At 67.8% G+C, this 13248-nt stretch carries 13 protein-coding genes; 8 read left to right on the top strand and 5 right to left on the bottom strand.

All coding sequences use genetic code 11. From position 1 onward, the window contains the following. Positions 1-29 precede the first annotated feature (29 nt). Positions 30-224, bottom strand: a complete 195-nt coding sequence (locus CFB40_RS37875) for a hypothetical protein (protein ID WP_143329834.1) — start codon at positions 222-224, stop codon at positions 30-32. Between the two features lie 203 nt (positions 225-427). Here CFB40_RS37875 and rimO point away from each other — a divergent pair, with 203 nt between their 5' ends. The 4 genes from rimO to CFB40_RS09865 all read left to right on the top strand — a co-directional run bounded on the left by rimO (position 428) and on the right by CFB40_RS09865 (position 4655). Further along, a complete protein-coding gene (rimO, locus tag CFB40_RS09880) occupies positions 428-1789 on the top strand; it encodes a 30S ribosomal protein S12 methylthiotransferase RimO (RefSeq protein ID WP_027787268.1) in 1362 nt (453 codons plus the stop codon). 3 nt (positions 1790-1792) lie between these two features. Beyond that, positions 1793-2719 carry a sugar kinase gene (locus tag CFB40_RS09875; RefSeq protein WP_089431149.1) on the top strand — a complete coding sequence of 309 codons (927 nt, stop codon included), beginning with the start codon at positions 1793-1795 and terminating at the stop codon, positions 2717-2719. Positions 2720-2817: 98 nt separating this feature from the next. Further along, entirely contained in the window at positions 2818-3360 is a 543-nt protein-coding gene (locus CFB40_RS09870; protein ID WP_089425543.1) for a hypothetical protein, read from the top strand. A gap of 113 nt (positions 3361-3473) precedes the next feature. Then, positions 3474-4655 (top strand): cystathionine beta-lyase, encoded by a 1182-nt coding sequence (locus CFB40_RS09865; protein WP_069248082.1) that lies wholly within the window; start codon positions 3474-3476, stop codon positions 4653-4655. Positions 4656-4742: 87 nt separating this feature from the next. Here CFB40_RS09865 and serB read toward each other — a convergent pair whose 3' ends face one another. Together serB and CFB40_RS09855 are read right to left on the bottom strand one after the other, a co-directional pair. Continuing rightward, on the bottom strand, positions 4743-5588 hold the full coding sequence (serB, locus tag CFB40_RS09860) for a phosphoserine phosphatase SerB (RefSeq protein WP_089431148.1): 846 nt from the start codon (positions 5586-5588) through the stop codon (positions 4743-4745). A gap of 166 nt (positions 5589-5754) precedes the next feature. Then, positions 5755-6696, bottom strand: coding sequence for a LysR family transcriptional regulator (locus CFB40_RS09855; RefSeq protein ID WP_089431147.1), 942 nt, complete (start codon positions 6694-6696; stop codon positions 5755-5757). Positions 6697-6818: 122 nt separating this feature from the next. Here CFB40_RS09855 and CFB40_RS09850 point away from each other — a divergent pair, with 122 nt between their 5' ends. The 3 genes from CFB40_RS09850 to CFB40_RS09840 all read left to right on the top strand — a co-directional run bounded on the left by CFB40_RS09850 (position 6819) and on the right by CFB40_RS09840 (position 9263). After that, positions 6819-7835 carry a zinc-binding alcohol dehydrogenase family protein gene (locus tag CFB40_RS09850; protein ID WP_089431146.1) on the top strand — a complete coding sequence of 339 codons (1017 nt, stop codon included), beginning with the start codon at positions 6819-6821 and terminating at the stop codon, positions 7833-7835. 159 nt (positions 7836-7994) lie between these two features. Then, a complete protein-coding gene (locus CFB40_RS09845) occupies positions 7995-8546 on the top strand; it encodes a DUF6013 family protein (protein ID WP_089425931.1) in 552 nt (183 codons plus the stop codon). Between the two features lie 243 nt (positions 8547-8789). Beyond that, positions 8790-9263, top strand: a complete 474-nt coding sequence (locus CFB40_RS09840) for a PliI family lysozyme inhibitor of I-type lysozyme (RefSeq protein ID WP_089431145.1) — start codon at positions 8790-8792, stop codon at positions 9261-9263. 41 nt (positions 9264-9304) lie between these two features. On the opposite strand, the gene CFB40_RS09835 is transcribed toward CFB40_RS09840, so the two are convergent. Together CFB40_RS09835 and CFB40_RS09830 are read right to left on the bottom strand one after the other, a co-directional pair. Continuing rightward, positions 9305-10108, bottom strand: coding sequence for an ABC transporter permease (locus tag CFB40_RS09835; protein WP_039357836.1), 804 nt, complete (start codon positions 10106-10108; stop codon positions 9305-9307). Continuing rightward, positions 10105-10806 carry an ABC transporter ATP-binding protein gene (locus tag CFB40_RS09830; protein WP_089425537.1) on the bottom strand — a complete coding sequence of 234 codons (702 nt, stop codon included), beginning with the start codon at positions 10804-10806 and terminating at the stop codon, positions 10105-10107. Before CFB40_RS09830 ends, CFB40_RS09835 begins: the two co-directional genes overlap by 4 nt. Positions 10807-10958: 152 nt before the next feature. Between CFB40_RS09830 and CFB40_RS09825 the strand changes: the two genes are divergently transcribed. After that, positions 10959-13247 (top strand): AsmA family protein, encoded by a 2289-nt coding sequence (locus CFB40_RS09825; RefSeq protein ID WP_089431144.1) that lies wholly within the window; start codon positions 10959-10961, stop codon positions 13245-13247. Position 13248: the final 1 nt, after the last annotated feature.

Raw genomic sequence — 13248 nt, 5'->3', positions numbered from 1 at the left:
CAACGGGCACAGCGAGAGCCACGTGCATATCAAACGTCGTACTGACATGTAGCGTCCTTTTGTATAGGCAGGATGAACGCGGAAGATCGGGTGCCGGCCCGGCGGTCAGTTGACTGCGATGCGTCGAGCGCGGCGAGCGTGAAGTTTTTCATACTTTTCGATGCGTGTTGACCGATGGCGCGTTGCGGGGATATTGCTGCCGTGATGCGCTCGTCGACGGCCATGCGTGGCTTGGCCGTCGACGCGTAGCGACAGACAGCGCGATTTCAAATTGAAAGGGACGCATCGGGCAGCCGTCGCATGACGGCCCGCCGGCGCGTCGCGCATCCGATTCGACGGTCGATGCCGCCGCCGATCGCCTGTTTTGCCTCGCCACCCCTAAATGGCTGTAAACTCACGCTTTTGCTGCCACGCCCCCACATTCCAGATGTCCCAATCCCCCAAAGTAGGGTTCGTATCCCTCGGGTGCCCGAAGGCGCTCGTCGACTCCGAACAGATCATCACGCAACTGCGCGCCGAAGGTTATGAAATCTCCGGCACCTACGACGGTGCCGACCTCGTCGTCGTGAACACCTGCGGCTTCATCGACGAAGCCGTGCAGGAAAGCCTCGACGCGATCGGTGAAGCGCTGACCGAGAACGGCAAGGTGATCGTCACCGGCTGTCTCGGCGCCAAGTCGAGCGCCAGCGGCTCGAACCTGATCGAGGAAGTCCACCCGAAGGTGCTCGCCGTCACCGGCCCGCACGCGGTGGGCGAAGTGATGCAGGCCGTGCATTCGCACCTGCCGAAGCCGCATGACCCGTTCACCGATCTCGTGCCCGCGGCCGGCATCAAGCTCACGCCGCGCCACTACGCGTACCTGAAGATCTCCGAAGGCTGCAACCACCGCTGCACGTTCTGCATCATCCCGTCGATGCGCGGCGACCTCGTGTCGCGCCCGGTCGCGGAAGTGATGCTGGAAGCCGAGAACCTGTTCAAGTCGGGCGTGAAGGAACTGCTCGTGATCTCGCAGGACACGAGCGCGTACGGCGTCGACGTGAAGTACCGCACGGGTTTCTGGAACGGCAAGCCGATCAAGACGCGCATGACCGACCTGGTCGCCGCGCTCGGCGAACTCGCCGCGCAGTACGGCGCATGGGTGCGCCTGCACTACGTGTATCCGTATCCGAGCGTCGACGAAGTGATTCCGCTGATGGCCGAAGGCCCGTTCAAGGGTCACGTGCTGCCGTATCTCGACGTGCCGTTCCAGCACGCGCACCCGGAAGTGCTGAAGCGCATGAAGCGTCCGGCGAACGCCGAGAAGGTGCTCGAGCGTGTGCAGAAGTGGCGCGAGATCTGCCCGGACCTGACGATTCGCAGCACGTTCATCGCGGGCTTCCCCGGCGAGACGGAAGAGCAGTTCGAAACGCTGCTCGACTTCATCCGCGAAGCGGAACTCGATCGCGTCGGCTGCTTCGCGTATTCGCCGGTCGAAGGCGCGACGGCGAACGAACTCGACGGCGCGCTGCCGGATGAAGTCCGCGAGGAACGCCGCGCGCGCTTCATGGAAGTTGCCGAGGAAGTGTCGGCGAACCGCATCCAGCGCAAGGTCGGCAAGACGCTCAAGGTGCTGATCGACGAAGTCAGCGAGGAAGGCGGGATCGGCCGTACGGCGGCGGATGCGCCGGAGATCGACGGCGTCGTTTATGTCGAGCCGGCGGCGAAGGCATCGAAGCGCTACAAGGTCGGCGATTTCGTGTCCGTGAAGATCACGGGCGCCGACGGCCACGATCTGTGGGGCGAGGTGTAAGCGATGGCCGCCGCATTCCCGGAGATCCTCGCGCTCGGCGAGGCGATGATCGAATTCAACCAGTCGCAGCCGGGCCGGCCTGAATTCCTGCAGGGCTTCGGCGGCGACACGTCGAACTTCTGCATCGCCGCCGCGCGTCAGGGCGCGTCGACGGGCTTCGTGTCGGCGATCGGCGACGATCCGTTCGGTCGCCTGCTGGCCGACATGTGGCGCGCGGAACGCGTCGACACGACGTACGTGCGGATCGACCGCGCGGCGCCGACCGGCGTGTACTTCGTCACGCACGGCGCCGACGGTCACCAGTTCGACTACCTGCGTGCGGGCTCGGCGGCGAGCCGTTACGCAACGGGGGATCTGCCGCTCGATGCACTGGCCGCCGCGAAAGCCGTGCACCTGTCGGGCATCAGCCTCGCGATCAGCACGGCCGCGTGCGATGCCGCATTCGCGGCGACTGACCACGCTCGCCGCAACGGCGCGAAGGTCAGCTTCGACACGAACCTGCGGCTGAAGCTGTGGCCGTTGCCGCGGGCTCGCGCGGTGATGCGCGAGGCGCTGCGCCAGACGGACATCTGCCTGCCCAGCTGGGACGACGTGACGGCACTCACGGGCGCGAACGATCGCGATGCGATCGTCGATGCGATGCTCGAACACGGGCCGCAGGTCGTCGCGTTGAAGCTCGGCAAGGAAGGCGCGTACGTGGCGACGCCGAACGAGCGGCGCGTCGTGCCGGGCTTCGCGGTCGAAGCCGTCGACGCGACGGGCGCGGGCGATTGCTTCGGCGGTGCGTTCGTCGCGCGGATCGTCGCGGGCGACGATCCGTTCGCGGCGGCGCGTTATGCGAACGCCGCGGCGGCGCTGTCGACGACGGGCTACGGCGCGGTTGCGCCGATTCCGCACCGCGATGCGGTGGAGCGCCTGATGCAGGGCTGACGCGGCATGCGCACGCCGGCCACGGCAAGGCGCTCGTGACGATGTGCATGGGCATCGCCGCGATTTTCGAGCGAATCTGAAGCAAGGAGCAACACACGGTGGGTCGATATTCGCAATGGCAACGGGCGCTCGTCGTCGCGGGCGCGCTGGCGGCGGGCATGGTGATGCCGGGCGTCGTCGCGGCGCAGGCCGTCGCGCCGGGCGCGCAGCAGGATGAACCGGCAATGGCGCGGCCGCTGAAGCCGAATCCCGAGTTCGCCCGCCTGCCGCGCTACGAAGGCACGCTCGGTGACCGGCCGATCGTCGTGCATCTCGGCCCGAAGACGGACGAGGAAGGCGTGCACGGCGAATACCAGTTCGCCGATACGGGCGAGGTCGTGCTGCTCGCGGGCGATCGCGACGGCGACACGCTCGAAATCGAGGAATCGAACGACGGCACGAACATCACGGGCGTGTGGATCGGCCGCTTCGACGCGACGGGTGCCCTGAAGGCCGACCGGATGAATTCTGACGAGTCGGATCCGCAGCCCGTCGTGCTGCGTCTCGCGCCGGGCAAGCGTGCGGCGCTGCAGGTGCGCGACGGCCGCGTGCAGGAAATCGAGACGGTGGGCGGCGTCGTCAACCTGCGCACCGACGACTGAACCCGCGCTGGCTCGGTGCGTGCGGCGCGCATTGTACCGGGCCAATTGCGCCGATTTTGGCTAATCTAGCTGCATATTCCGCAACCGAACGGCCTCGTGCCCGGCTTCCCGTCATGACTGCATCCACTCCCAAGCGCGCACTGCAAACCCGCATCGTTCAACCCGACGACGTGATCCCGGAAGGCTTCCGTTCGTTCGTGCCGCCGGTCGCGCGCGCGTCGACGGTCGTGTTTCCCGATCTCGCGACGATGCGTGCGCTCGTCTGGCACAACGACAACCAGTGGCGCTACGGCCTGCATGCGACGCCGACGTCGCTCGCGCTCGCGCAGCGGCTTGCCGAGATCGAGGGCGGCACGCATGCGCTGCTGCAGCCGTCGGGCCTCGCGGCGATCATGAACGTCTACTTCGGGATCGTGAAAGCCGGCGACGACGTGCTGATTCCGCACAACGTGTACGGGCCGAACGCCGATTTCGGCAACTGGCTCGCGAAGGATTTCGGCATCACCGCGCGCTTCTACGATCCGCTGATCGGCGCCGGCATTGCCGACCTGATCCAGCCGAACACGCGGCTGATCTGGATCGAGGCGCCGGGCTCGGTGACGATGGAAGTGCCGGACGTGCAGGCGATCACGGCGGCCGCGAAGGCGCGCGGCATCGTCACCGCGATCGACAACACCTTTTCGGCCGGGCTCGCATTCAAGCCGTTCGAACACGGCGTCGACATCTCGGTGCAGGCGCTGACCAAGTACCAGTCGGGCGGCAGCGACGTGCTGATGGGGGCGACGATCACCGCGAACGCGGCGCTGCATGCACAGCTGAAGCTCGCGCGGATGCGCTGCGGTGTCGGCGTGTCGGTCGACGATTGCTCGCTCGTGCTGCGCAGCCTGCCGAGCATGCAGGTGCGTTTCGACGCGCACAGCAAGAGCGCGCTTGCGCTCGCGCAATGGCTGAAGGCGCGGCCGGAGATCGCGGCGGTATTGCACCCGCAGATCGCCGATTGCCCGGGGCACGCGTCGTTCATGCGCGATTTCACCGGCGCGGGCGGGTTGTTCTCGGTGGTGTTCGACGAACGCTACAGTGCGGAGCAGGTCGACCGCTTCGTCGAGTCGCTCGAGCTGTTCGCGATCGGCTGGAGCTGGGGCGGCGCGTGCAGCCTCGCGATGCCTTACGACGTCGCGTCGATGCGTCCGGACTGGGCGCATCGCGGCACGCTGGTGCGTTTCTATGTCGGCCTGGAAGACGAGGGCGACCTGCGTGCGGACATCGAGCGCGCGATGCAGGCTGCGCTGGGCTGATCGCCCGCCGACAACGTTCGGCAGAAAAACAAGACGCCGGCGCGATGTTGCATCGCGCCGGCGTTTTTCATTTCGGATTCCGCGGGATCAGAACAGCCGCAGCAGCCCGTCGAGGCCGACGTGATCGAACGCGACCGTCGCCGCATCGCGCACGACGGGCTTCGCGTGGTACGCGACCGACAGCCCGGCTTCGGCCATCATCTTCAGGTCGTTCGACCCGTCGCCCATCGCGATCGCGCGGCGCGGCTCGAGGCCGAGCGACGCGCACGTCTCGCGCAGCAGGCGCGCCTTCACGTCGGCGTTGACGATCTCGCCGAGCACCTTGCCGGTCAGCTTGCCGTCGACGATCTCGAGCGTGTTCGCATGCGCGTAGTCGAGGCCGAGGCGCGCCTTCAGCCGTTCGGTGAAGAACGTGAAGCCGCCCGACACGAGCAGCGTCTTCATGCCGGCGGCCTTCACGCCGGCGAGCAACTTCTCGGCGCCCGGCGACAGTTGCAGCCGTTCCTCGTACACGCGTTCGAGCGCGTGCGCGTCGAGCCCGGCCAGCAGCGCGACGCGGCGCGTGAGGCTTTCGTTGAAGTCGCGGATCTCGCCGCGCATCGACGCTTCGGTGATCTCGGCGACCTGCGTTTTCAGCCCGCAGAAATCGGCGATCTCGTCGATGCACTCGATCGTGATCAGCGTCGAATCCATGTCCATCACGGCGAGCCCGAAATCGCCGAGCGAGACGCCGGCCTCGACGAACGCGAAGTCGAGCGCGTGCGTGCCGCAGTAGGCATCGATGTCGAGGCGCTGCGCCGGGTTCGCGTTGTCGATCCGCAGCGCATGATCGTCGGTCTGCACGATGCGGGTGCCGCGCGACAGCGCGAGCAGCGGTTTGTGATGGGTGTCCGACAGCGGCGCAAGACTCTGGATGACGAGGTTGTGGGTCATGACGGGATGGTTGGGAAGCGAATGAAATGCGTCTGCGGCCAACGGCGGCCGCCTGCCGGTGCGGGCCCTGTCCGGCGGCGGGCCCGTGCGTGGCGAACGCGCCATTGTAGCCGGTTGGCCGCACGCGGCGGTCGGGTGAGGATCGAAACCGTGCGCGGCGGGGCGGTCATGACCCGTCCGCGCGATCCCAGTACGGCGGGTCGCCGAAATGCTCGGCCAGGAACGTGATGAAGGCGAGCGTCTTCAGCGGAACGTGCGCGCGGCTCGGGTAGACGGCCCAGATCGCGATGTCTTCCGCGAACGGATAGTCGTCGAGCACCGTGACGAGCGCGCCGCTCGTGAGCAGCGGGCCGACGTCCCAGGTCGACTTGATCGCGATCCCGAAGCCGTCGACGAGCGCTTCGCGGATCGCCTCGCCGTTGCTCGCGACGAGCCGGCCGCCCACCCGCACGGTGAGCGGGCCTTGCGGCGTGGCGAACGACCAGTCGCGCTGGTCGCCGAGGATCACGCACTCATGCTGAGCGAGGTCGGCCGGATGGCGCGGCGTGCCGTGTGCGGCGAGATACGCGGGCGAGCAGCACAGCACGCGGCGGTTCGTCGCGAGCTTGCGCGCGACGAGCGTCGAATCCTTCAGCGCGCCGAGGCGGATCGCGACGTCGTAGCCGTCGTCGACGAGGTCGACGATCTCGTCCGACAGCCGCAGGTCGAGCGACACGGACGGATAGCGGCGCAGGAACGCGGGAATCACCGGCGCGACATGCTGGCGACCGAACGACGACGACATCGACACCTTCAGCCGCCCGTACGGCTCGGAGCGGCCGTGGCCGACCGATGCGCGCGCGGCATCGGCGGCCGACAGCAGCGTGTCGGCGTGCGCCATGAAGACTTCACCGTCCTGCGTGAGGCTGATGCGGCGCGTGGTGCGATGCAGCAGCCGTGCGCCGAGCTGGCGTTCGAGTTGCGCGATGCGCGCGCTCGCGACCGCGGCCGACACGCCGAATTCACGGCCGGCCGCGGTGACGTTCGCGAGCAGCGCCGCGCGCACGAACAGCGCGACGTCGAGCAGGTCGAGCGGCTTGTCGGGGGCCGGAATCGGATCGGAGGCCATTATTCTGAAATTCCTGAAAATGTTTCAGGAAATATAGCGCTTTTCTCGAATGATCGGGTTGCCTACGATGACGTTCATGGGGCTGCGCCGCGGCCCACAGGTTTCCTTGAAGGAGTGTCGTGATGAAAGCCGTTGGACTGACCCGTTATCTGCCGATCGACGACCCGCAAGCGCTGCTCGACGTGGAGCTGCCGCAGCCCGTGCCGGGCTCGCGCGACCTGCTCGTGAAGGTCGAGGCGATTTCCGTGAACCCGGTGGACTTCAAGGTGCGCGCGCCGAAGCCGCAGGTCGAGGACACGCCGCGCGTACTCGGCTGGGATGCGGCCGGCACGGTGGTCGCGGTCGGCGCCGACGTCACGCTGTTCCGGCCCGGCGACGAAGTGTTCTACGCGGGCAGCATCACGCGGCCGGGCGCGAACAGCGAATTCCATACGGTCGACGAGCGGATCGCCGCGCTGAAGCCGCGCACGCTCGATTTCGCCGCATCCGCGGCGCTGCCGCTCACCGCGCTGACCGCGTGGGAAGCGCTGTTCGACCGGCTTCGCGTGTCGCCGCAGGGCGCGGACGCCGGCAAGTCGGTGCTGATCATCGGCGGCGCGGGGGGCGTGGGTTCGATCGCGATCCAGCTCGCGAAGGCGCTCGGCAAGCTGCACGTGATCGCAACTGCATCTCGGCCGGCGTCGACCGAGTGGGTGCGCTCGCTGGGCGCGGACGCGGTGGTCGACCATTTCGGCGACCTGCCTGCGCAGCTGCGCGAGGCCGGGTATCCGAACGTCGACTACGTGCTGATTTTCAACGACACGGATCGTCACTTTCCGGCCGCTGCGGAGGTCATCCGGCCGCAGGGCGGCATTTGCACGATCGTCGAGAACGACAAGCCGGTGCCGGTCGAGCTGCTGAAGGCGAAGAGCGCGGCGTTTCATTGGGAATTCATGTTCACGCGCGCCATGTTCGAGACGCCGGACATGATCGAGCAGCACCGGATCCTCGGCGAAGTCGCCCGGCTCGTCGACGGCGGCACGCTGCGCACCACGGTCGGCGAACAGCTCGGCACGATCAACGCGGCGAACGTGCGGCGCGCGCACCAGCTGCTCGAGGCCGGACGCTCGATCGGCAAGCTCGTGCTGAGCGGCTTCTGAGCCGGCCTCGCGTTTAAGGTTGCGGCGCCGCGAACGCAAGCGGGGTAACACCCGATGCGTTTGCGGCGCATTGCATGCCGCTTGGCGGTAGACTGGCAGCGCATCATGCATCGAAAACCGCGCGGCACGCGCGTGCCGCCGCATACCAAGGAGGTCAGCATGAGCCAACGCAGCTTGTCAGTCGCCGCAACGTGGTCGGTCGTGTTCGCGGCGGCGTGCATCAGCGCGAGCGTATTCGCGGCGCCGCCGGTCAAGGGCAGCCTGAAGGGCGGCGGTACCGGGCAGCTCGAATACACCGTCAAGGTCGACTCGAAGAGCTTCGGCAATACGCAGGAGACCCGCAAGATCCGCTCGGGCGAGACGGACGACTTCAACTGGAAGTCGGTGCCGCCGAGCGGGGCGGTCGCGATGCCGGACGGTTGCCCGAACGCCGACAACCTGCCGCGCGACGAGAACGGCGCGATGGTGCGCCAGACCCAGGTACGGCTCGCGCCGTCGATCGACGCGAAGGGGGTCGCCAACGTGCAGCTGAGCTTCCAGGCGGCCGCGCCGAAAGGCACGCGCAACGTGACGGCCGGCGGCAAGTCGCTGCAGTGTCCGGACGTCGTGTCGGTGAGCCAGGTGAAGTGGGTGTCGATCCCGACCAACGGCGGGTCGAAGTCCGTCACGATGAGCGATGGCTCGAAGGTGACGGTGTCGATCAAGCGCTGAACGGTGCACGCGGGCCGGCGTCGGAGCGGGTGCGCGCGCAACGGATTCGACTTGCTGCAATACCACGCGGCGACATGTGACCGTTTCGTGTCGCCGTCACCGTGCTTTCTCGCGACCTGCTTCAACGGCATGGCAGCCGTTCGTCGTTCGCCGTGCGACAGCGTCGCATAGCGACCCGCATGACGTCATGAGCATGTCACGCCATGCTCGCCCACATCATCACCTTCCTGTCATGACATCCCGATGAAATACCGAATGCGCGCGTTGCTGTACGTCATTGCGTTCGTCGCCGCACACGCGCACGCGGCCGACGATTGCGGTTTCGTGAAGAAAGTCGAGCTGCCGTCGCGGCAGCAGGTGGCGGTCGTGTCGAGCGGCGCGCTCGAACCGTGCTCGACCGGCAGCTACGCGGTGCGCGTGTATTCGACCGCGCATGCCGCCCCCGGCTTCGATACCGACGATTACGTGACGGGCGCGCTGCACGTGCGTGATGGTACGGTCACCGATGCATTCGTGGCCGACCTCGGCGCACGTGCGCCGCAGGCGCTCGTCGTGACGACGCGCTCGGCCGGCAGCGGCGGCTATGTCGGCGCGCACGCCTATGTGACGACACCGCGTGCGGTAAGGCTCGTCGCGTCGGTCGACGGGCTCGCGCCGGACACGGACATCGCGGCCGCGTTGCGGCAGGCGCTCGGCAAGCGCCGCAGCGCGCGCTGACTGGCGAACCGCGCGAACGCATCGCGCGATGGCGCCGCGTGTCAGTGCGCGCGTTCTTCGAGCCGCGCGGCGAGAAAGCGGTGATCCGCCGAGAACAGCCGGCGATAGGTCATCAGCACCGCGCCGACCGTGCCGAGCGCGGAGGCCGCGGCGATCAGGAACATGATCACGATCTGGTAGCGCACGGCCTGCAGCGGCGACTGGCCGGCCAGCACCTGGCCCGTCATCATCCCCGGCAGGCTCACGACGCCGACGACGGCCATCTGGTTCAGCGTCGGCAGCATGCCGGCGCGCACGGCCTGGCGCGCGGCGTCCTGCGCGGCTTCCCAGCGTGTCGCGCCGAGCGCCAGCGCGGTTTCGACGCGGTCGCGGCGCGCCGTGAGTTCTTCCATCATCCGCTCGACACCGAGCGACACGCCCGTGAGCGTATTGCCGAGAATCATCCCGAGGATCGGAATCGCGTATTGCGGCGCGTACCACGGATGGATGCGGATCACGACGAACAGGCCGACCGCCGCGACGAACCAGCTGCTGAACCAGATCGACGCGATGCTGTCGATGCGCTGGCCGCGATACGTGCGCTTGCCGCGCCCCGCGCCGGCGAACCCGGCGATCAGCGTCATCAGCGCGGTGAGCGGCAGCACGATGTACCAGTGCGGATGACCGAACACCCAGCCGAGCACGTAGCCGATCGCGAGCAACTGCACGACGGTGCGCACGGCCGCGAGCGCGAGCTTGCGGCCGAGGCCGAGCGACAGGGCCATCGAGATCGCGCCGTTGACCGCGACGAGCGCGGCGGCGATGCCGACGTCGACGAGGCTCAGGTCCTGCAGGGCGGGGCTCATTGCGCTGCCTCCGTCGGGTTGGCCACGTGCATCACGCCGGCCTGCATCACGAGCCGCATCGTGCCGATCCGCGCGGCCTGGGCCGGATCGTGCGAGATCCACAAGTACGCGCGGGCGTCGGGCGCCGCGTCGAACCATGCGCCGACGAGCGCTTCGATCGCGCGCGCCGATTCGGGGTCGAGCGCGGACGTCGGCTCGTCGAGCAGCAGCACGTCGGGATCGAGCTGCAGCACGCGCAGCAGCGCGGTGATCTGCGCTTCGCCGCCGGACAGGTCGCTCGCGCGCTTGTCGAGAAAGTCGGGACCCCGGCCGGCCTGCGCGGCGAGCGCTTCGGCGCGCGCGCGATCGAACGCAACGTCGCGATAGATCGCGAGCGAATACGGATAGCGCAGCTGCGATTCGACGGTGCCGTCCATCTGCGCGGGGCGCTGACGCACATAGGCGACGCTGCGCCGGTAACGCGGGATCGCATTGCGCCGGATCCGTTTGCCGCGCCACAGGATGTGGCCGCCGTCGAGCGGGTCGAGCAGCGCGAGCGCGCGCAGCAGCACGCTTTTACCCGACCCGGACGGCCCGGTGATAGCAATTCGCGATCCCGCCGCGAGGCTGAAATCGGTCGGGGCGAGCAGGGTCTTGCCGCTGCTGGCATCGCGCCGCGTGATGCGCGCTGCATCGATGAGGCCGGTGGGGGCTGTCATGTCACAAATGAAAAAAAGCGTTAATGGCGCCGAAACGTCACCATGGCGTGCGTCATAATACCGATTGAAAAGCCGCGGGTGTCGTGCGCCGTTCGTCCACGCAAGCGGCCCGGCATGGTGCGGCAACATTTCAGAACAACAACGGAACCGCCATGACGCTAGCCCGAGCCATCGGCAAATCGGCTGCATGGATCGTCGGTATCGTCGCGGTGCTCATCGCGGCGGCCGGCGTCTTTCTCTTTATCTTCGACTGGAACCGCGCGAAGCCGTGGGTCAACGAGCAGGTCACGGCCGCACTCGGCCGCCCGTTCGCGATCAACGGCGACCTGAAGGTCGGCTGGCGCCGCCCCGACGGCGAAACCGGCTGGCGCGCCTGGGTGCCCTGGCCGAGCTTCACGGCCACCCAGCTCGAGATCGGCAACCCCGACTGGGCGAAGATGCCCAAGTTCGTCACGCTCGATGCCGCGCACTTCGATCTCGCGATCCTGCCGCTGCTCGCGCATGAAATCGTGATCCCGTCGATCGACGTCGTGAATCCGGCCGTCGACCTCGAGCGGCTCGCCGACGGCCGCAACACGTGGACCTTCCAGTTCAAGCAATCGTCGCAGCCGTCGCCGTGGAAGGTGCGGCTCGACAGCTTCGGCTTCGCGAAGGGCACCGTCACGTACCGCGACGCGATCACGAAGGCCGACCTGACCGTCGCGATCGATACGCTCGGGCAGCCGATTCCGCTCGGCGACGTGCTGAAGGAGCAGGAGCAGACGTCGCGCGCGGCATCGGCGCAGCGGGTCGGCAAGCATGGCGCCGCGCAATTGAGCGCGAAGGCCAACGCGGAGGCCGCGTCGAGTGCGTCCGCTGCGCAGGCTGTGAGTTCGGCGTCGGCAACGGGTGCTGCGGCCGTGTCTGCCGTGGTGCCGGCGTCGTCTTCCTCAGCTACCTCTTCGGCATCGGCTGCCGCTGCCGCATCGGGTGCAGGCAGCGTCTCAGCGCCCGCGAAGCCGTCCGGCCCGACCTATGCGTTCGGGCTGAAGGTCGACGGCCGCTACAAGAACGTGCCGATCAGCGGCACTGGCAAGCTGGGCGGCGTGCTCGCGATCCAGGACGCATCGCGGCCGTTCCCGTTGCAGGCTGACGTGAAGGCCGGCGACACGCGGCTCGCGATCGTCGGCACGCTGACCGACCCGATGCATCTCGCGGCCATCGATCTGCGACTGTGGCTGCAGGGCACGTCGATGTCGCACCTTTACCAGCTGACCGGCATCACGCTGCCCGATACGCCGCCTTACGCGACGGAAGGGCGACTGATCGGCAACTTCAAGCGCAAGGCCAGCACCTTCCGTTACGAGAACTTCAACGGTCGCGTCGGCGGCAGCGATCTCGGCGGCACGCTCGTCTACGAGCAGCGCGAGCCGCGGCCGAAGCTGTCGGGCGAACTCGTGTCGAACCTGCTGCAGTTCTCCGACCTCGCGCCGGTGATCGGCGCGGATACGGCCGCGAGCAAGGCCAAGCGCGGCGACACGACGAAACAGCCGTCGGGCCGCGTGCTGCCGGTCGAGACGTTCCGCACGGACCGCTGGCGTGCGCTCGACGCGGACGTCAAGTTCACCGGCCGCAAGCTGGTCAAGAGTTCGGACCTGCCGATCACCAACCTGTACACGCACATCGTGATGACGGACGGCGTGCTGTCGCTCGAGCCGCTGCAGTTCGGCGTCGCGGGCGGCACGCTCGCGACGACCGCGCATCTCGACGGCAGCGGTGCGCCGCTGAAGGGCCGCTTCACCGTGGCGGCGCGGCACCTGAAGCTCAAGCAGTTGTTCCCGGCGCAGAAGGTCATGCAGTCGGCGCTCGGCGAGATCAACGGCGATGCGTCGCTGTCGGCGACCGGCAACTCGCCGGCCGCGCTGGCCGCGACGTCGACCGGCGAGGTGAAGGCGCTCGTGACGGACGGCCGCATCAGCCGCCTGCTGATGGAAGCGGCGGGGCTGAACGTCGCGAACGTCGTCTACGAGAAGCTGTTCGGCAACAACGACGTGAAGATCAACTGCGCGGCGATCGACTTCGTTGCGACCAACGGCATTCTCGACCCGAAGGTGTTCGCGCTCGATACGGACGACGCGCTGATCAATGTCGACGGCCCGATCAGCCTGCGCGACGAAACGCTGAACCTGAAGATCCATCCGCACACGAAGGGTTTCCGGATCTTCTCGCTGCGCTCGCCGCTGTATGCGAAGGGCACGTTCAAGAACCCGAACGTCGGCGTCGACGCGGGCGCGCTCGCGCTGCGTGCCGGCGCGATGGTCGGCCTCGGGCTGATCAACCCGTTCGCGGCCCTGATTCCGCTGATCGCGCCGAGCAACAACCGCGACGTGCCGTGCTCGGAGCTGTTCGGCCAGATGAATGCGAAGGCGGCCCAGCGCGCGGCGGCGAAGGCCGGCAAGTGAC

Source organism: Burkholderia sp. AU31652 (assembly GCF_002223155.1).
Lineage (GTDB): Bacteria > Pseudomonadota > Gammaproteobacteria > Burkholderiales > Burkholderiaceae > Burkholderia.
Note: the sequence above shows the minus strand (reverse complement) of the source record. Positions and strands in the feature narration are given on the sequence as shown.

Coding starts and splice junctions, on each gene's coding strand:
- CFB40_RS09850 (WP_089431146.1), top strand. CDS start 6,819: ATGAAAGCCGTTGGACTGACCCGTTATCTGCCGATCGACGACCCGCAA.
- CFB40_RS09840 (WP_089431145.1), top strand. CDS start 8,790: ATGAAATACCGAATGCGCGCGTTGCTGTACGTCATTGCGTTCGTCGCC.
- CFB40_RS09830 (WP_089425537.1), bottom strand. CDS start 10,806: ATGACAGCCCCCACCGGCCTCATCGATGCAGCGCGCATCACGCGGCGC.
- CFB40_RS09845 (WP_089425931.1), top strand. CDS start 7,995: ATGAGCCAACGCAGCTTGTCAGTCGCCGCAACGTGGTCGGTCGTGTTC.
- CFB40_RS09855 (WP_089431147.1), bottom strand. CDS start 6,696: ATGGCCTCCGATCCGATTCCGGCCCCCGACAAGCCGCTCGACCTGCTC.
- CFB40_RS09865 (WP_069248082.1), top strand. CDS start 3,474: ATGACTGCATCCACTCCCAAGCGCGCACTGCAAACCCGCATCGTTCAA.
- CFB40_RS09835 (WP_039357836.1), bottom strand. CDS start 10,108: ATGAGCCCCGCCCTGCAGGACCTGAGCCTCGTCGACGTCGGCATCGCC.
- CFB40_RS09875 (WP_089431149.1), top strand. CDS start 1,793: ATGGCCGCCGCATTCCCGGAGATCCTCGCGCTCGGCGAGGCGATGATC.
- CFB40_RS09825 (WP_089431144.1), top strand. CDS start 10,959: ATGACGCTAGCCCGAGCCATCGGCAAATCGGCTGCATGGATCGTCGGT.
- rimO (WP_027787268.1), top strand. CDS start 428: ATGTCCCAATCCCCCAAAGTAGGGTTCGTATCCCTCGGGTGCCCGAAG.
- serB (WP_089431148.1), bottom strand. CDS start 5,588: ATGACCCACAACCTCGTCATCCAGAGTCTTGCGCCGCTGTCGGACACC.
- CFB40_RS37875 (WP_143329834.1), bottom strand. CDS start 224: ATGGCCGTCGACGAGCGCATCACGGCAGCAATATCCCCGCAACGCGCC.